The following is a 16,619-nucleotide window of genomic DNA, read 5'->3' as shown; positions in this document are numbered from 1 at the left end:
CGTCTCCTCACTTTTCATTTGGCAGTTTACCTGTTTTTTTGTAAGACGCAATATCACTTTCAATGTCTTTCACAAAAGCGTCGTCAATGGTGGAACTAAATTTCCCCATCTCGACCACTCCTTCTTTAAAATCAAAGGAGTACTCATCTTGTTCATTTAGCTTGCCTTCATTAAACTTCTTTGCAATGATACTGTACGCTTTATCAACATGCTGTACAGTGCTCGTTAAAACTGTATGGCTGCCGAGGTTGGATTGATCGGTGACGTATCCGATCGCTGATAAATTATCGGCTTTGATTTGTTCAATGACAGGGATATTATAACCATCACCTGCTGGATACACAACATCAACGCCCTGCTTTTTTAATTTTTGATAGAGCTCCACCGCTTTGTCAGCATCATCCCAGTTTTCGACAAACTCTGCTAATACTTGTACATGTTCATCTTGATATTTTGCTCCTTTGATAAAGCCGTCTACTTCACTTTGCCAATCATATGTAGCAAGAATACCAATCTTTTTTGTTTTTGACATATGTGCAGCTGTCATGCCTCCGAAAAAGCCCATCGCTTCACCTTTAAACGTCACGTTTGTGACATTGCCCGCCTGAGGCTTGTTTCCATTGACCGTAATAAATTGTATGTTTGGATAATCTTCACTGATCAAGTTAAAAATTTCACTGTATTCATTGCCATGGCCAATAATCAAATTGACTCCTTTTTTATGGAATTCTTCAATGGCATCAACGATTTTCTCCTTGTCGACCATTCCTTCCTTATAATAAACATCTACACCAAATGTTGATTGGATACTTAATAAGCCTTTATAACCTTTCGTTCCCCAAACTTGATCATTGATCGTATCAGGGACGAGTAAACCCACCTTCTCAATTTTTCCTTTTAAAGGCGCCTGCGAGCAGGCAGATAATAGAAGAAGGAACGAAAAGATCATGACAAGCCGCTGGTACTTCATGCCATGTTCAACTCCCTTTTGCAACATGCAGTGATGAACCTGTATGTTAAATATAGGTTTATTTTATACTGAAAAAAGATAAGATGGAAGATCATTCTTGCTTTTTGTCGAAAAATGTTGAGTTTTGTCTTTTCCATTCTGCAATCATGTCTTCTGCTTGTTTGTCATCTGTTTGGCTTTCTACCTTCAATTCATACGTCATGTCCTGTCTTTGACCTGTGTCCGATGCCCATTGTAACAATTCCTTTGCCACATCTTCTACAAAAAGTGAATCTGCACGCTTTGTTTGATCTTCATTGAGTGTCCATGGTCCGAACATGCGAGGAAGAATAACTGCCGGCACATTCTGTTTCGCGGATTCGTTTTCAGGCTTTTCATAAAGAATCTGGTACATGCCATGCTCTGCTTTGATGTCTTTCTGCCTGTTATGCGGTTCCTCTGATTGAATAAAAATGAGGTCATACGTGTCTTTGCTATCCTGAAGGTCAATGACACGAACGAGATCATTTCTGCCCAGCCACATCATCCGCTCTTCTAACAGTGCCTTTTGTTCTTCTTTAAGATCATGAGGACGCGTGATATCCACTTGAATGCCCTCTTTCATCATATATTCACAAAGTGTCAGGCCAAAAAACTCATCTGCCCCTATGATCAGTCCTGTTTCCATGTTCACGTCCCCTTTTTTAATATCGAATAAAAAGAAGAGCCCTTTCTATGAAGGGCTGTTATCATCCTATTCATCACAATTCTCTTTCATGCGATTTATAAAACTTGTGAATGGATTGAAAGATTCTTCTCGGATGATCAAACATATGCAGCGTGAGATCGACCTGACAATGTTCTGGATTTTTCATATGCTGATCAATAAAAGGCTTTGCGTGAAGTTCATATGCATAAGGTGCGCCGTTTAGCCTTTGCCATATATGAATCGGTACATGAGCAGAATGAACAGGACAAGAAGGCAGTGGATACGTTTCAGCTTCCTTTTCAGAACAGCCATAGCTCTCTGCTAACTCTTTGAGCAGCTGCTTATAAAAGAATTTGTGTTCCTTTTCTCTTTCTCGTTGTGCATCCAGATTCAGACATGGATTCACCATCGCAATGGACCTTAGTACTTCAGGCATCTCCTCAGCAAGGCTCATAGCAACAAGTGCACCCATTCCCTCTGCGAGCACATGAATTTCCCGGTTTAATATTTCTTGTTTTAGTGTGTGATGCACGAGCTGCTTGGCACTAAAAACAGCATCTTCGCATCCCCAGTGATTCCCATGAAGATGACTATTAAACAATGTATATCCTTCATCCTTTAAGGCAGTTAAAAGCTGGTTTCTTCCATAATGCTGAAGCCAGAATGATGTATTTTCCTGCACAAAGTGATTTCGGTCACCGAGGATTAGAATGCCAAAGCCATTTGGTTTTTGAGGAAGGTGAATGATGTTCCACTGGGAACCAAGCTGGAAAAAACGTTCGCTTACACCCATATGGCCAGCCTCCTTTCAGTGATTCTGCTTTCTATGATATGAACAACAACTCTTGTAGGAATAAGGAAATCCCCTAAAGACAGAAGAATTCTTTTTATTTTTATAGCAGAAGGTCTTAAAATGGTCACATAAAGGCGGAAAACAGTCTTTTCCCTTCACTTGCATCTATGGTATGATAATCAATAGATTGTTACATAAAGGACGGTGGGATTATGCATTATATTATCACCCTCATTTGGACTTTTCTGCTGACACATATGGCTGGTTACATCGTTGCCTCTATGAATGGAGCTGCTTATGATTTTACGCTCACTTCCATTCTTGCAGTTGTGTTTACGGTTATTTTATTCATCTTTGCTGAAGTAAGTCCAATGAAAGAAACGGAAAGTTCAACAAAACATTCTTAATATGACTTGTGAAAAAGAGCTAAATTGATGTTTAGCTCTTTTTTCTTTCTTTTCAGAGTGATTGCGGCACGCTAAAACCCCCTGCCTTAAACATACAGGGGGTTTTTATTGTTTATACCTCGACGGTTTCGGACTTCTGTTTGTCTTGAGTCAAATGGCTTTTCGCAAGCCCTGTAAACAGGAAGATCGCGATACCTGATAAAATTTCAAGGATTCCTCCGCCAGCAATGACAGGTCCCGCTCCAAATCTTTCTGCCAGGACGCCTGATACGACAGCTGCAAGCGGGAGAAAGACATTTGATGAGGCATTGATCACAGCATATACTTGCGGCTGATCCTCTTGGTCAACAGATGTTTGAATAATGACCATTTCCGGCACATTGATCGCACTGACAGCAGCTCCGAAAATAAAGGAAGCAAGCAGAACAACCGGCAGCCATGTACTCATCCCTGTCATAAAGAATGCAGCCCCTTCAATCATGCCAGCGACAATAAAGAACAAACCAAATCTCTTAATTTTCACCTTTGCCAGAGCAAAGCCCATCATAAACGCGCCAACTGCGGCAACACCTCTTAAAATGGAATACACCATGGAGTCGCTTTGCAGCGCTTCTGCTACGTATACCGCTGACAGTGCCTGCCACGGAGCTGCTGCGACATTCATTAAGATACAATACAGCGTGAGCGCAAATAAAATGTGATGGTTTTTGACAACGAGAAACCCTCTTTTTAAGTTATACAAATATGTATTCTTCGCTTGTTTAATGCCCGCTGCTTTTTCTTCATCGGTTTTCTTTAGTTTGACCCCGATAATAAACAGACCAGAAATCACAAATAAAGCAGTGGTGATCAGCAGAGTATCTGCAGGTCCAATTAATTTAACCAAAAGACCAGCTACCATGACTGCTGCAAGTGCAACAATCTCAAAAGAAGATTGCAGGATTGCATTTGCTTTTTGAATGAGATGCTTTGGAACAATCTGCGGTAAGATCGCCACCGAAGCTGGATTATATGCTGCACCTGTTGCCGATTGAATAACCATTAATGAAATCAATAACCATAGAGGCAATAGATGCGAAAAGTGCAGAAGTGGAATAATGAGTACAATTGTTGCTCGAACAACATCTGAAGCGAACATCCATTTAGACAAATGGTGCTTTTTCATAAGAGGTCCTAAAATTGGGGCTAACAAAGATGAAGGGAGAACCGTTACTGCTAGAAGAAGTCCTGTACCGAGCGCTCCATCCCCTCTTAAAATCAATAGCCAAAGGACGGATGTAAAAGCAAAACTTTCCCCTGTGTTTTTAATGAGTCTTGATATGAATAATGAGGTGAAGCGTTTATTCCAAACACTTTCACTGAGATTCATCTTTTCCATCACACAAATCCTTTCAACAATATATTACATATTTTACCTTAAGTTCTCTTTTTTTCATACTATTTATTTGAAAATTTGAACTTAATTGTTTTTTATTATAAAGAAAAAAGAGGCATGACACATGCCTCTAAAGTCTTATTCCTGCTGACTCTTAGTCAATTGCTTACGGCTTTCTTTGGTAGGTCCAAACACGATTATGGTTCGAGTTATCAGGAAAGACGTCGCCTGCTTTAAGCTTAATCTTTAAAGGATCTTTCACCATACTGCCAGTTTCACCGATCTCGATATACACACCATTATTCGGTGCTTTATTCCCTGATTTAAACTGATGCTGCTGACCCATTTTCATCCTCCTTTCTCGATTGATGTTATTATGTCCCGTCCCTTGCCTCTCCAATCCTTTATGCAAAAAGTCCCTGCTCATACGAGTCAGGGACACTTGGATTTATTTGGATGTTTGATACATAAGTTCTTTCATTAACGCTTTTTGCACATGCAGGCGGTTTTCTGCCTGTTGAAATACTTTTGAGTGCGGCCCGTCAATAATATCTGCCGTCACTTCTTCCCCGCGATGTGCCGGGAGACAATGAAGGAAAATATAATCCTTTGCTGCATGACTCATCAGTTCGTTATTGACTTGATATTCTTTAAATTCAGCAAGACGTTTCTCTGTTTCTGCTTCCTGCCCCATGCTTGTAAACACATCTGAATAAATAACATCTGCATCTTTTACAGCTGCAACAGGATCTGTTGTCACGGTCACTTCTGCCCCTGATTGTTTTGCAAACTCACGGGCAGTGTCTGTGACTTCTTGAAGTGGTTCATAGCCTTTTGGTGATGCAACCGCAATGTCACAGCCTAGCTGCGCACAGCCGATCATCAAGGAGTGCGCCACGTTATTTCCGTCACCGATATAGGCCACTTTGATTCCTTTTAAAGTACCTTTTGTTTCTTTAATGGTTAATAAATCAGCAAGCGCCTGACATGGATGTGAGTAGTCGGTTAATCCATTAATGACTGGAATAGACGCGTATTGTGCAAGCTCTTCAACCTTCTCATGTTCAAAGGTTCGAATCATAATACCGTCGACATAACCAGACAGCACCTGCGCTGTATCACTGATGGTTTCTCCTCTGCCAATTTGCAAATCATTTGAGCTGAGGAAGAGCGCATGTCCTCCTAGCTGCGTCATCCCCGCTTCAAACGAGACACGGGTTCTAGTTGAAGATTTTTCAAAGATCATCGCTAACGTTTTTCCTTTGAATAAATCTTGATATGGGTTTTGTTTCATTTCTTCCGCTTTTTCAATTAAATATGCAATCTCATGGATTGAGAAATCTTTTAATGATAAAAAGTCTTTTCCGTATAATGCCGGTTGCACGTCGACTTGACTCATGCCGTCACTTCCTTTTTATATAATTCATGGAGCGATACTGGTGATACATCTCCATTTTTTCCTTGCAGGAATGCTTGAACTGTTTCATATTCGGTTAGGACTTGAACGCCGTGTGTGAGTGCTTTTACACGCTGCTCTTTTGCCTCTTCATCTTCTCCTAAATGAATATGAAGGGATTTATCTTCATTCTGCAGCCAAGATTCAAAGCTGCCAGTCCAGACGTCAAAGCCTGCATGCTTCGCTTCATCTATCAATTGCTCGCTACCTTGTATAAAAAGGCTTCCTTTTTGCTTCCAGATCGGCGCAAATACTTTTTTCAAGGCGCTTTCGGCGTTCTTGCCTACACACATTCCTTCTCCTGTCGCTTTCATTTCAGGTGTCAGCTTGAGGTCGATATCTTGAATGGCATGTGATGAGAACACTGGGAATTTGACCGCTGTCCCCCCTTTGTTTTTCGTTGCAGGGTTTAGTTCTTCAAGCGATGCACCAGCTAATAATTGAGTGGCCATTGGGATCATATCAATGCCCATTACCTTACTGACGACCGGTACAGTCCGGCTTGCCCGCGGATTCACTTCTAATACAAGCGCCTGATCCCCTTTGATGACAAATTGGATATTCATAATGCCCTTGAATGATAATTTCTTCGCTATTTGTTCAGACGCGGTATGCACCTGCTGTTTGATGTCTTCACTGATTGAGATACTTGGTAAAATGGCAAAGCTGTCACCTGAGTGCACGCCCGCTTTCTCAATATGTTCTACGATGGTTGGAATGAACGCCTTTTTTCCGTCAGAAATAAGATCGACTTCAATTTCTTTTCCAGTGACGTACTCATCAATTAAGATTGGGTATGGCAAATGATCTGGCTGATCAAGCAGTGATGCCAAATGTGCTTCTGACTGAACAACGATCATTCCCATTCCACCAATGACATACGATGGGCGAATTAATACAGGGTAACCGATGCTTTTCGCATGTACGAGTGCTTCTTCTTTTGAATGAGCCGTATCTCCTTTTGCGTGAGGAAGATTCAGTTCATCAAGAAGCTGATAGAATAAATCGCGGTCTTCAAGTGCATCCAGCGTATCAAAGGACGTACCTAACAATGTGACACCAGCTTTTTCTAAGCCTTCTGCGACGTTAATCGCAGTCTGTCCGCCAAATTGGACAATGACAAAATCAATTTGTTCTGCTTCCACAACGTTTAGGATGTGCTCTAATGTAATCGGCTCAAAATATAAACGATCTGCAATCTCATAATCAGTACTGACTGTTTCTGGATTGTTGTTCATCATGATGGTTTCAAATCCAAGCTTTTGCAAGGTCAGAACGCCATGAACAGCGCTATAATCAAACTCGACCCCCTGCCCGATTCGAATCGGACCAGAGCCAATGATGAGTGCACGTTGCTTTGTTTTTTCTTGATGTTCACCATCGCTTTTGCCGAAGTACGTGGAATAGAAGTAATTCGTTTTAGCATCAAATTCCGCCGCACATGTGTCAACAATTTTAAATGAAGCAGCAATGCCGTATTCTTGACGAAGCTGCCTGATTGACTCTTCCGTGTGACCCGTAAGTAGAGCAATCGTTTCATCAAGGAAACCCTTTTCCTTTATCTTTTTCAAGGTATCTTTTGATAGCGTCCCCTTATGATCTTTCAATTCTTGTTCGAGCGTAATCATATTCTGGAACACATGTAAGAAGAATCGATCGATTTTCGTCGTTTGATGAATTGTTTCAACCGTTTCTTCTCTTGAAAGAAGTTCCATAACAGCGAAAAACCGGCGATCGTCTGGTGTTTTGATGAGTTCAAATAATTGTTCTGTCGATTGCTCTTTCAGTTCTGGCAGGTGGAAGCCCTTCGTTTTAATTTCAAGTGATGCAACTGCTTTTTGAATGGCTGACTCTAAATTCCGATCAATCGCCATGACTTCACCAGTCGCCTTCATTTTTGTGCCTAATTGACGGTCTGCCTGTTTAAATTTATCAAACGGCCAGCGCGGGAATTTCACGACAACATAATCTAGTGCCGGCTCAAAACTAGCATAGGTTGTACCTGTGAGCGGGTTTTTCAATTCGTCTAGCGTATAACCCACCGCAAGCTTAGCTGCCATTTTCGCAATCGGATAGCCTGTTGCTTTTGATGCAAGAGCAGAAGAACGGCTGACCCGAGGATTCACCTCAATGACAAAGTATTCTTTACTGAGTGGATCAAGGGCAAATTGAATGTTGCAGCCGCCGACTACATCCAGCGCTGAAATGATTTTCAGGCTCGCTGAACGGAGCATTTGATAATCCTGATCCGTTAATGTTTGGGAAGGTGCAACGACAATCGAGTCTCCTGTATGCACACCAACTGGATCGATATTTTCCATGTTGCATACCGTGATACACGTATTTTGACGGTCTCTCATGACCTCATATTCGACTTCTTTAAAGCCAGCTATGCTTTTTTCAACTAAACACTGGTGAATCGGACTCGCTAAAAGAGCTCCTTCAATGAGCGGCTTAAACGCCTCCTCTGTTAGAGCGATTCCGCCGCCTTTACCGCCAAGTGTGTATGCTGGTCTTAGGATGACTGGGAAGCCGACTTCTTTTGCAAATTGAAGAGCATCTTCCGCATTATCCACAATTTCACTATCTGGCACAGGTTCGTTCAAATGCTTCATGAGAGCACGGAATTTCTCTCGATCTTCACCGTTTTCAATGGTTTCAACTGACGTTCCGAGCAGAGTCACCCCATGCTTTTTCAGCACACCGGCTTTTTCCAGCTCGACAGCAAGGTTTAAAGCCGTCTGTCCGCCAAGGTTGGCTAAAAGACCATCTGGTTTTTCCTTTTCAATGATTCTTGTCACTGAATCAACTGAAAGCGGTTCAAAATAGATTTCATCAGCAAATGACTCGTCTGTCATAATGGTTGCTGGGTTATTATTCACTAAGATGACTTTGTAGCCTTCTTCTTTTAAGGCCATACATCCTTGTGTTCCTGAGTAATCAAATTCTGCTGCCTGACCAATGATGATTGGACCAGACCCGATGACTAGAATGGTTTGTATGCTTTGATCTTTAGGCATGTGCGACTTCTCTCCTTGCTTGTTTCACTTTCTCAATAAAATCATCGAATACCCATTCACTTTCAGCAGGCCCTGGGTGTGCTTCTGGATGAAATTGAACTGACATAATCAGCTTTTCTTTATGAATGAATCCTTCTACAGATCCATCATTGACATGAAGGAATTTCACATCCACTTCTTTGTCATTCATGCTTTTTTCATTCACAACATAGCTATGGTTCTGACTTGTCATAAAGACACGTTTGGATTCTGTATCCTGGACAGGATGATTCGCTCCCCTGTGGCCAAATGGCAGCTTATACGTATCTCCGCCAAGTGCAAGAGCGATTAATTGGTGACCTAGGCAGATCCCAAGTGTCGGAAATGACATCATGATGTCATGAATTGTTTTTAAATACGGTGTCATGGTTTTCGGGTCTCCAGGTCCGTTTGACAAGAGGATCGCATCCGGCTTGATCTCAAATACCTTTTCCATTTGTTTATATGGAATGACGGTTACTTTACAGCCGCGCGCTGCAAGCGAATCTGCAATTGATTTTTTAAAGCCAAAATCAATGAGCGCCACATGTTCCTCACCGCTGCCTTGTGTGTAGATTTCACTATCTGTCACCTGTGCGACGACATTGTCTTGTTTCATTGCAGGCGGCGTTTCGTTTTCGTCTACACTGAGCACAGCGTTCATCGTTCCATTTGCCCGGATGTTTTGCACGACTGCGCGCGTATCTGTATGTGTCAGAAGCGGGATATTCCACTTTTGTAAATAATCTTTTAAGCTGACCGCTGCAAGATGATGTGAAAAATGCTCTGCTGCCTCGTACACAACTACCGCTTTTACTTGAGGCTTCTTGCTCTCAAAGTCTTCATGGTTAATGCCGTAATTTCCGATCAGCGGATAAGTGAAAACAATGATCTGACCTTTATAGGAAGGATCTGTGAGCACCTCTTGATAACCTGTCATACCTGTAAAAAAGACCACTTCACCTGTGATGCCAGCTTCTCCTGTCAGATCTCCTTCAAAAGAGGCTCCATCTTCTAAATTTAAATAACCCTTCATGCTTATGTCACCCCAAAATTGAATAATTAATGATATAAATGCATTTTTATACGTTTGTTTGTAAAAAAAATTTACACCGAAACTGTTTTATTGGCTAATACTTGAACAATTGTTTCGATCGCTTGATCCAGCTCTGCTTTCTTCACATTCAGCGGAGGTAATAAACGAATGACATTCGGACCAGCTGGAAGCACCAGCAGCCCTTGTTCTCTAAGAGCTGTGATATAGCCGGCGACTGGCTGATCACATTCAATACCTGCCATCAATCCTTTTCCCCGCACTTCTTTTACGATATTCAGCTGTTTGACATTTTGCAGCTTTTCTAACAGGTAATCACCCTTTTCTTTCACTTCTGAAAGAAACTCTTCTTTGAAAATGACATCGAGTGTCGCATTCACAGCCGCCATGGCAAGCATATTTCCACCAAATGTTGTACCATGTGAACCTGGCGAGAATGCATCTCCTAGAGCTTTTTTCCCTATGACTGCACCAACTGGAAAGCCGCTTCCTAACCCTTTTGCCGAAGAGATAATATCAGGGTCAAGACACGTCTCTTCGTACGCAAATGCTGTTCCTGTTCGACCGATGCCGGTTTGGATTTCATCTACAATCAGCAGTGCTTCATGCTTTTTGCAAAATGCTTGAACGGCTTCTAGAAATTCTGGTGTCGCTGGATTCACTCCACCTTCACCTTGCACAACCTCCAGCATCACCGCTGCCACATCATCGACTTCACACGCTGACATAGCGTCTGGATCATTAAACGGTACGTAGTGAAAGCCTTCTAGCATAGGGCCAAAGCCAGTTTTGATTTTATCTTGGCCTGTCGCAGCCATACCAGCATACGTGCGCCCATGGAAAGAGTGCAAAAATGTAATGATATTTGTTTTCCCTGTCGCTTTACGTGCTAATTTAATGGCACCTTCATTTGCCTCTGCCCCGCTATTGCAGAAAAACACGAGATCCCCTGAACTGTTTTCTGCCAGCTTTTCTGCTGCTTTTTCTTGCAGTCCATTTTCAAATAGATTTGAAACATGCCAGACGTGGTCAAGCTGTTCCTTAATGGCTTCATTGACCTTTGGGTGATTGTGGCCTAAATTTGTAACCGCAATGCCTTGTATAAAGTCTAAATATTTTTTTCCATTTGTATCGACTGCCCAAGAACCTGCAGCCTCTTTAATTTCAACATTCCACCGACCATAAGTTTGAAAGAGATGACTCACAGGACCGCCTCCTTTTGTTTCACAATTCTTGTTCCTTTAAAGGTTTCTCCTGTAAAGATACTGCCTTTGCCATTTACGATCATCACTTCATCCACATCACCTGATAAAGCACTCAATGCGGATTGTACTTTTGGAATCATTCCCCCGGAAATAATGCCTTCATCAATGAGTGAAAGGGCTTCTTGTTCGGTGACGACATCTAATAGTTCACCATTTTTTAAAATGCCTTCAACATCTGTGACAAACATAAGCTTATCAGCCTTCATGGCTCCGGCGACAGCTGATGCTGCTAAATCGGCATTCACATTTAAGGTTTGGCATTCTTCCGTCATAGACAGCGGCGCAATCACAGGAATGAATTGTTTTTCCATGAGTGCTTCTGCCATCTCTGGATGAACTTCTTTGATTTCGCCAACGTACCCGTAAACGTCTTGATCTAGGAAATCGGCGACAAGCATCTGCCCATCTTTACCGGATACGCCGACAGATGAAATATCATGCTTTGCGAGCTCTGACACAAAGTATTTATTGACCGTTCCCGAAAGAACCATTTCGGCTACCTCTAACACAGGCTTCGTTGTTTTACGCTGCCCGTCAACAAATTCTGTTTTCACTTCTAATTTTTGCAGCATGTCGGTGATTTCAGGTCCTCCGCCATGCACGATAGCCAGTTTAAATCCAGCGGCTTGAAGTGAGCGGACATTTTCATAAAAGGTATCTGAAAGTTCTCGAATGACACTGCCTCCACACTTGAACACGATCGTTTTATTCATGTCTATCTCCTTCTTTATGTGCGATAGCTCGCGTTAATTTTCACATAATCATAGGTAAGGTCACAGCCCCATGCTGCTGCTTCACCATTCCCCTCACTCATTTGAATGAAAATCGTAATCTCATCCTTTTCTAGATATGCTTTTGCTTCCTCTTCTGAGAATGGCTGCGGTTCATTGCGTTTGAACAAACATTGTCCGCCTAAATAGACTTCTACCTCTTCCGGTGTGACGGAAGCTGCGCTATGACCAATGGCTCCAACGATTCGGCCCCAGTTGGCATCCGTACCATATACGGCAGTTTTAACAAGACTTGAACCAACGATTTTTTTCGCAATGATGCCGGCTTCCAAGTTATTTTTAGCACCAGCGACTTTCGCTTCAATTAATTTTGTTGCGCCTTCTCCATCTCTCGCAATCTCTTTGGCTAAATCCTCACAAGCAAGTTTTAATCCTTCTTTAAACAATGGCCATTCTGGATGCTCTTCATTGAGTACATCGTTTTGTGCCATGCCATTTGCCATCACAAGCACCATATCGTTTGTCGAAGTTTCTCCGTCGACGGTAATTTGATTAAAGGTCACATCCGTAATGTCACGAAGCGCTTGCTGTAAGGCTTCCTGTTCAACATTTGCATCTGTTGTGACAAAGCCAAGCATTGTCGCCATGTTCGGGTGAATCATGCCAGAGCCTTTTGCTGCGCCTGAAATGATAATCTCTTTTTCGTCTATCGTAAGAGTGTATGCTGTATTTTTAATGACAGTATCTGTCGTTAAGATCGCTTCTTCAAAATGGCCTTTTTCGGCTTTTGCTTCTTTTAAATCGGCGATGCCCTTTTTGATTTTATCCATCTCCAGACATTCCCCAATGACACCAGTAGAAGAAACAGCAATGTAATCAGGTGCTACACCTAACATATCTGCACAGGCTGCCTGCATGTCGTATGCGTCTTTTATTCCCTGCTCACCAGTACATGCATTGGCGATAGCACTATTGACAATGACACCTTTTAATTGTCCTGTCTTTTTTAAGCTTTGTTGTGTGACTTTGAGAGGCGCAGCTTGAAAGTGACTTTGTGTGTAGACCGCTGCACTTGCTGCTGGTACTTCGCTGACGATGAGGCCAAGGTCTTTTTTTGAATAGCGCAAGCCAATGTGAATCCCCTTTGCTTCAAAGCCTTTTGGTGATGATACGTCACCGTCTATTTTGACAATGCTTTTTTCATTCAATTCGATCATGTTTGTTGTCTCCCCTGTTCTCTTATGGATAAAGAGGTGTCATTGTGAGGCCCGCCTCTTCATGTAAGCCTTTGATAATGTTGAAGTTTTGAACCGCTTGGCCGGCCGCGCCTTTCATGAGATTGTCTATGACCGACACGATTGTCAGTCTCCCTGTTCGCTCATCTAAATGAAAGCCAATATCACAGAAGTTACTGCCGTATACTTCTTTCGTTTGTGGATAAACGCCGTGATCTCTCACTCTGACAAAATAGGAATCTTCATAAAAGTCTTTCATTCGCTTCATCAATTCTTCTTTTGTGGCTTCTGTTTTTAATTGTGTATACATCGTCGCCATAATCCCTCTTGTCATCGGGACAAGATGCGTAGAAAATGTGACGTTCGCCGTCTGCGGATTCCATTCTCTTAATATTTGCTCTATTTCTGGCGTATGCTGATGCTCATTCACCTTATAAATTTTAAAGTTATCGTTTAGTTCTGAAAAATGCGTGCCAAGTGAGGCAGATCGTCCGGCACCGGACACCCCTGTTTTTGCATCTATTATAATCATGGATTCATCGATGACATTCTGTTTGATGAGCGGTGCTAAACCGAGAAGAACTGCGGTAGGAAAGCAGCCCGGATTGGCAATCACTTCAGCCTGTTGAATTTTGTCACGATTCAGTTCGGATAAACCGTAAACCGCTTGCTGGACAGATGCTGCATCCGCTGCCCTTCGTTTATACCAAGCTTCATAGGTTGCTCCATCTTGAATGCGCAAATCACCTGATAAATCAATGATCGGCACTCCTTGATTCATCAGCTTTGGTGTCAGTTCACTAGATACGCCTGCTGGTGTCGCTAAAAACACAGCATCTGTCTCTTGCACAATGGCAGCCGGGTCAATGGCTTTTAATGTTTGGTCAGTCATGTTTGTCAGATGCGGATAAGATTGACTGTATGATTGCCCATCACCACTTGATGAATACAATATACATTCCTCCACATGCGGGTGATGCTTGAAGATACGAACCAATTCCGCACCACCGTACCCTGTAGCACCTATAATACCTATTTTCAACGTCAATACACCCTCTTGATCTTTGTGAAATTATTTAACATTATAACATGTATAAAAATTAATTCAATTGTATATTTAATATTCGTTTTCATTTTTTTCAACAAAAAAACCGCATATCTTCATGAGACATGCGGATTTATCTTTCGTTTTTGATATAGAGGACCATGAGTGCACTGCATAAATATAATATGGAGCTTGCATAAAAAATGAAGTAAACGGTAAAGAAATCAGCAAACAGGCCGCCAAGCATAATGGCAATGGATGAAAATAGGGCTGTCCAAAAATGATAGTGACCGACTTCTTTCATTCTTTTGTTCTCTGTTGTCAGATCAGTGACAAGCAGTTTCTCCCCATGTTTTTGAAAGCCGCCCAGCGCACCAAGTGCAAGCTGAATGATATACACTTGCTCCACTTCTGTTATATGCGGAAAAAGCAGCAAAAGAAACGCCATACCGAACGAATGAATGATTAAAAAGAGCCGCCTGTCAGTGGTTTCCGGCAGTTTTCCTAAAAGTAAATGAATAAACGCACCGCTTAAACCAAACAGACCATAGGCGAGTCCAAACTGTGAATAGCTTGATCCAACATTTTTAATAAAAAGAATGTAAAAGGGGAATATCAAACTGCTGGCGAAAAACAGCAGACTTTGAGAGTAGACGAACCATTTCATTGCTTTTGCATTCATTGTGTATTGTACCTCTCATAAAAGTAGTTGGTAAACGTGCCATCTGGATCTGCTTGTTTTTTCTTTTGGAAAAATACATCGGTTTTAGGATAAGCCCGCTTCATTTGCGCCTTCGTTTGATAAGGCATGTACGGTAAGTAATAGCTTCCATCGTGCCGCAGCGTGATATCTGTCATTTTTCGAATGATCCGCTCTGCTTCCGCCTTCTCTTCTTTTTCGAACCCGTAATTCACTAAAAGCACAAGGGCAAACATATCTTGTTTCGCATATGAGAGATCCGCTTTTTCATTTTTTTGAACGTAGCGGATTGTGATATTCATTAGATTCAAATCTTCCTGTTGTAAGAAGGCTCTCATGTCATCGATGTACGCACGAAAACGGTCAACTGGGACGAAATATTCCTGCAGCACATCTGTGTCTGACTCATTTTCATATTCCAAAAAGGCAGAATCAGAACGCATCACATTGTTTCTTGTGATCAGCTGATCATTTTGACTTAGGAAATACTTCTTTTGCAAATTCCAGAGCAGATCTTTCCCCATATCAAATCTCCTTGAAAGGCCGAGCATAAATTTCAATGGCATAACGAGTTGATCTTCTTTCAGCTCTTGATATGATTCGTTTTTTTGATCTGAAGAGAGGGAATAATTCGTCACATACATTTCTTTCAAAAAGTTTGTTTTTGCTGTTGAGATTCTGGCAAGATGCATGCGTACTTCTTTATTGTGTTTGACATGCTTTTGAAAATAATCCGTATACTCATCGTAATCTAGAGAGGTTGTCTCCATTTTATATAATTCATCTTTTGTTAAAGAAAGATCAGCATCTAAAATGACACCGAACAATCCGTATCCCCCAATGACCGCAGAAAACAAATCATCACCTGGCTTTACTGTGACAATCTCACCATTTGCTTTTAACAGCCTAAAGGAACGTACCGTATCAATGAGTGACCCGTAGCGAATGTCACGTCCATGTGCATTTGCACTTAAAGATCCGCCAATTGTAAAGATATTCTGCGATTGCATCACCTTCACAGCTAGGCCATATGGATTCACATATTTTTGTATATCATCCCATGTAGCACCGCTTTGAACGCGAATCGTTTTCTTTTTTGGATCAAACGCTAAAATCTGGCGGAATTCCGTCATATCGAGCACGATGCCGTTTTCATAATATGTGTGGCCGCCCATACTATGCTGTTTTCCGGCAATAGAAATCGGCAGGTGTTTAGCTTTTGCTTCTTTCAATACTTCTTTTAACGTGTCTATCTCTTTCCCTTGAACAATTTTTTTGATTTTGACAGGCATGAGATGACTGACATCAGTAAAAGCCTCAAGATCCTTTTTTTTGTGTACTTGGCCTTCTCGTATAGTGATTGATATAAGAAATGCAGCAGCATATACGATCAAAAGAACGATCCATAGCCATTTTTGTTTCATGATAGGTACTCCGTTCTATAAAATTACATCCATTATATCAAGCTACTCTCTTCCTCCAGCTTAATTTTTCATAAAAAAACCTGGCATGAGTTCAACTCATACCAGGCATTTTTCATTTTGTGCTTATTGAATACCGAGCGCGATTTTTGCGTATCTTGACATTTTGTCTCGTGTCCAAGGGGGATTCCATACGATGTGAACTTCTGTTTCTTTTACTTCTGGAAGATCACTTAATGCTTTTTTGACTTCGTCTACGATAATTGGTGCAAGAGGACACCCCATTGATGTTAAGGTCATGGTGATATCCGCTTTTCCATTCTCATCAAGATCGACATCATAGACAAGTCCAAGATTGACGATGTCGACATTCAGCTCAGGGTCAATCACCTGTTCTAGGGCGCCTAAAATATTTTCTTTCAATGCTTCATCCATGATATC

Annotated in this window: 16 protein-coding genes; 1 reads left to right on the top strand and 15 read right to left on the bottom strand. The window is 41.7% G+C overall.

Annotation, left to right across the window (positions count from 1 at the left end; genetic code table 11):
* Positions 1-7: 7 nt before the first annotated feature.
* From MHB41_RS05490 to MHB41_RS05480, 3 genes are all read right to left on the bottom strand, one after another.
* Positions 8-970: a BMP family ABC transporter substrate-binding protein gene (locus tag MHB41_RS05490; RefSeq protein WP_024425055.1), complete on the bottom strand. Its 963-nt coding sequence runs from the start codon at positions 968-970 to the stop codon at positions 8-10.
* 91 nt (positions 971-1,061) lie between these two features.
* The gene (locus MHB41_RS05485; RefSeq protein ID WP_024426490.1) at positions 1,062-1,637 is read right to left on the bottom strand and encodes a hypothetical protein; all 576 of its coding nucleotides are present in this window, start codon (positions 1,635-1,637) and stop codon (positions 1,062-1,064) included.
* A 73-nt stretch (positions 1,638-1,710) separates the two neighbouring features.
* Positions 1,711-2,451, bottom strand: coding sequence for a hypothetical protein (locus MHB41_RS05480; RefSeq protein ID WP_024425057.1), 741 nt, complete (start codon positions 2,449-2,451; stop codon positions 1,711-1,713).
* Positions 2,452-2,663: 212 nt separating this feature from the next.
* Here MHB41_RS05480 and MHB41_RS05475 point away from each other — a divergent pair, with 212 nt between their 5' ends.
* The gene (locus tag MHB41_RS05475; protein WP_003211779.1) at positions 2,664-2,858 is read left to right on the top strand and encodes a YjzD family protein; all 195 of its coding nucleotides are present in this window, start codon (positions 2,664-2,666) and stop codon (positions 2,856-2,858) included.
* A 112-nt stretch (positions 2,859-2,970) separates the two neighbouring features.
* Here the strand turns inward: MHB41_RS05475 and MHB41_RS05470 are convergent, their stop codons facing one another.
* From MHB41_RS05470 to MHB41_RS05415, 12 genes are all read right to left on the bottom strand, one after another.
* Positions 2,971-4,236, bottom strand: a complete 1,266-nt coding sequence (locus MHB41_RS05470) for an MFS transporter (protein ID WP_041117120.1) — start codon at positions 4,234-4,236, stop codon at positions 2,971-2,973.
* Positions 4,237-4,399: 163 nt separating this feature from the next.
* Complete coding sequence (locus MHB41_RS05465; RefSeq protein ID WP_008348517.1) at positions 4,400-4,579, bottom strand: YjzC family protein; 180 nt, start codon at positions 4,577-4,579, stop codon at positions 4,400-4,402.
* A 102-nt stretch (positions 4,580-4,681) separates the two neighbouring features.
* The gene (gene argF / locus MHB41_RS05460) at positions 4,682-5,632 is read right to left on the bottom strand and encodes an ornithine carbamoyltransferase (RefSeq protein WP_061109666.1); all 951 of its coding nucleotides are present in this window, start codon (positions 5,630-5,632) and stop codon (positions 4,682-4,684) included.
* Positions 5,629-8,709: a carbamoyl phosphate synthase large subunit gene (locus MHB41_RS05455; RefSeq protein WP_251232200.1), complete on the bottom strand. Its 3,081-nt coding sequence runs from the start codon at positions 8,707-8,709 to the stop codon at positions 5,629-5,631. Before MHB41_RS05455 ends, argF begins: the two co-directional genes overlap by 4 nt.
* Positions 8,702-9,763, bottom strand: coding sequence for a carbamoyl phosphate synthase small subunit (locus tag MHB41_RS05450; RefSeq protein WP_024425061.1), 1,062 nt, complete (start codon positions 9,761-9,763; stop codon positions 8,702-8,704). The genes MHB41_RS05455 and MHB41_RS05450 overlap by 8 nt, the downstream gene beginning before the upstream one ends.
* Before the next feature lie 71 nt (positions 9,764-9,834).
* Positions 9,835-10,986, bottom strand: a complete 1,152-nt coding sequence (locus MHB41_RS05445) for an acetylornithine transaminase (RefSeq protein WP_041117114.1) — start codon at positions 10,984-10,986, stop codon at positions 9,835-9,837.
* Complete coding sequence (gene argB, locus MHB41_RS05440; protein WP_025093396.1) at positions 10,983-11,759, bottom strand: acetylglutamate kinase; 777 nt, start codon at positions 11,757-11,759, stop codon at positions 10,983-10,985. The genes MHB41_RS05445 and argB overlap by 4 nt, the downstream gene beginning before the upstream one ends.
* Before the next feature lie 14 nt (positions 11,760-11,773).
* Entirely contained in the window at positions 11,774-12,994 is a 1,221-nt protein-coding gene (argJ, locus tag MHB41_RS05435) for a bifunctional ornithine acetyltransferase/N-acetylglutamate synthase (protein ID WP_061109664.1), read from the bottom strand.
* Between the two features lie 22 nt (positions 12,995-13,016).
* Positions 13,017-14,054: an N-acetyl-gamma-glutamyl-phosphate reductase gene (gene argC, locus MHB41_RS05430; protein WP_061109663.1), complete on the bottom strand. Its 1,038-nt coding sequence runs from the start codon at positions 14,052-14,054 to the stop codon at positions 13,017-13,019.
* 136 nt (positions 14,055-14,190) lie between these two features.
* Positions 14,191-14,739, bottom strand: a complete 549-nt coding sequence (locus tag MHB41_RS05425; RefSeq protein ID WP_061109662.1) for an MFS transporter — start codon at positions 14,737-14,739, stop codon at positions 14,191-14,193.
* Positions 14,736-16,181 (bottom strand): FAD-binding oxidoreductase, encoded by a 1,446-nt coding sequence (locus tag MHB41_RS05420; protein ID WP_061109661.1) that lies wholly within the window; start codon positions 16,179-16,181, stop codon positions 14,736-14,738. The genes MHB41_RS05425 and MHB41_RS05420 overlap by 4 nt, the downstream gene beginning before the upstream one ends.
* Before the next feature lie 123 nt (positions 16,182-16,304).
* On the bottom strand, positions 16,305-16,613 hold the full coding sequence (locus MHB41_RS05415; RefSeq protein ID WP_024425066.1) for a metal-sulfur cluster assembly factor: 309 nt from the start codon (positions 16,611-16,613) through the stop codon (positions 16,305-16,307).
* Between the last annotated feature and the right edge of the window lie 6 nt (positions 16,614-16,619).

It is taken from the genome of Bacillus sp. FSL H7-0578 (genome assembly GCF_038630855.1).
Taxonomy (GTDB): Bacteria; Bacillota; Bacilli; order Bacillales; family Bacillaceae; genus Bacillus; species Bacillus safensis.
This window is presented reverse-complemented; position numbering and strand designations above follow the sequence as displayed.

What these genes read in the sequence shown, in the direction of transcription:
- MHB41_RS05475 (WP_003211779.1), top strand. Translation starts at nt 2,664, where the DNA reads ATGCATTATATTATCACCCTCATTTGGACTTTTCTGCTGACACATATG.
- argJ (WP_061109664.1), bottom strand. Translation starts at nt 12,994, where the DNA reads ATGATCGAATTGAATGAAAAAAGCATTGTCAAAATAGACGGTGACGTA.
- MHB41_RS05480 (WP_024425057.1), bottom strand. Translation starts at nt 2,451, where the DNA reads ATGGGTGTAAGCGAACGTTTTTTCCAGCTTGGTTCCCAGTGGAACATC.
- MHB41_RS05465 (WP_008348517.1), bottom strand. Translation starts at nt 4,579, where the DNA reads ATGGGTCAGCAGCATCAGTTTAAATCAGGGAATAAAGCACCGAATAAT.
- MHB41_RS05425 (WP_061109662.1), bottom strand. Translation starts at nt 14,739, where the DNA reads ATGAATGCAAAAGCAATGAAATGGTTCGTCTACTCTCAAAGTCTGCTG.
- MHB41_RS05470 (WP_041117120.1), bottom strand. Translation starts at nt 4,236, where the DNA reads ATGGAAAAGATGAATCTCAGTGAAAGTGTTTGGAATAAACGCTTCACC.
- argF (WP_061109666.1), bottom strand. Translation starts at nt 5,632, where the DNA reads ATGAGTCAAGTCGACGTGCAACCGGCATTATACGGAAAAGACTTTTTA.
- MHB41_RS05485 (WP_024426490.1), bottom strand. Translation starts at nt 1,637, where the DNA reads ATGGAAACAGGACTGATCATAGGGGCAGATGAGTTTTTTGGCCTGACA.
- MHB41_RS05490 (WP_024425055.1), bottom strand. Translation starts at nt 970, where the DNA reads ATGAAGTACCAGCGGCTTGTCATGATCTTTTCGTTCCTTCTTCTATTA.
- MHB41_RS05415 (WP_024425066.1), bottom strand. Translation starts at nt 16,613, where the DNA reads ATGGATGAAGCATTGAAAGAAAATATTTTAGGCGCCCTAGAACAGGTG.
- MHB41_RS05420 (WP_061109661.1), bottom strand. Translation starts at nt 16,181, where the DNA reads ATGAAACAAAAATGGCTATGGATCGTTCTTTTGATCGTATATGCTGCT.
- MHB41_RS05450 (WP_024425061.1), bottom strand. Translation starts at nt 9,763, where the DNA reads ATGAAGGGTTATTTAAATTTAGAAGATGGAGCCTCTTTTGAAGGAGAT.
- argB (WP_025093396.1), bottom strand. Translation starts at nt 11,759, where the DNA reads ATGAATAAAACGATCGTGTTCAAGTGTGGAGGCAGTGTCATTCGAGAA.
- MHB41_RS05455 (WP_251232200.1), bottom strand. Translation starts at nt 8,709, where the DNA reads ATGCCTAAAGATCAAAGCATACAAACCATTCTAGTCATCGGGTCTGGT.